2 protein-coding genes are annotated in these 791 nt (G+C 67.4%); both read left to right on the forward strand.

Annotated features, from left to right (window positions below; genetic code table 11):
• Positions 1–425: hypothetical protein (locus EOA86_RS39160; RefSeq protein WP_164892421.1), on the forward strand; the 425-nt coding region annotated here is incomplete at its 5' end.
• Between the two features lie 3 nt (positions 426–428).
• The coding region (locus EOA86_RS36820; RefSeq protein WP_206630273.1) for a hypothetical protein at positions 429–791 on the forward strand (363 nt) is incomplete at its 3' end.

Consider the following 791-nt stretch of genomic DNA (forward strand, 5'->3'; position numbering starts at 1 on the left):
CCCCGCCGCTGCCGAGCCGCGCGCGGGTTTATCTGTTCAACGCGACCCGTCCGCCCGGCGGCCGCCCGACGGGCGAGCACAAGGTCCAGCTCATTATGCCAGGTCAGCGGCGTGGGGAACGCGGCCAATTCGATCAAGGCGGCGGGCGTAGCGTTCTGTTGGCCGGCTACGCGGCGGAGGAGGATGTGTTTATTCTCTGGGACGCGGGGCTCTATGCGGATTTCGCCTGGTCGCGGAACGTCCAGGTCAAGGCAGAAACGATCGTCGAGGCGGCGGCTGGCCGTATCGCGCGTCAGGAACGCCGCCTGCGTCCCGCTGACGGCGAGCCGACCACGGAAATCCTCCTCGCCTGCCCGGCGCCGATGTTGCCCGAGGCGATCCAGCTGCGCCAGGATCTCACCCGCGCGCGTCTGGCCGGGCTCTAATCGATGCGGCTTCGCGACCATCCTTTCAAGCGGGCATACCATAAGCCCGAGGACGACATCGCCGAGGGCTTCTATCTTCCGGCGGTGCGGTCGTCGCTCTGCTACGATCGCGCCGTCGGTTTCTTCTCCAGCACCGTCTTCCTGTTGGCTTGGCCAAGCCTGAAGACGTTCGCCGCCGCCGGGGGCAGGATGCGGCTCATCTGTTCCCCCGTCCTGTCGGACGACGACCACGAGGCCCTGCGCGAGGGCTATTCCGACAAGGCTGAAGCCACGGCGGGCGATTCCATCGCTGAGGCCTTTCAGCGGTTGCTGGCCAGCGAAGGCCTGCAGAAGCCTGCGGTGGTACTAGCCTCCCTGGTCGCGGCC

Origin of the sequence: Mesorhizobium sp. M5C.F.Ca.IN.020.32.2.1, assembly GCF_004023105.1 — a bacterium.
Lineage (GTDB): Bacteria > Pseudomonadota > Alphaproteobacteria > Rhizobiales > Rhizobiaceae > Mesorhizobium > Mesorhizobium wenxiniae.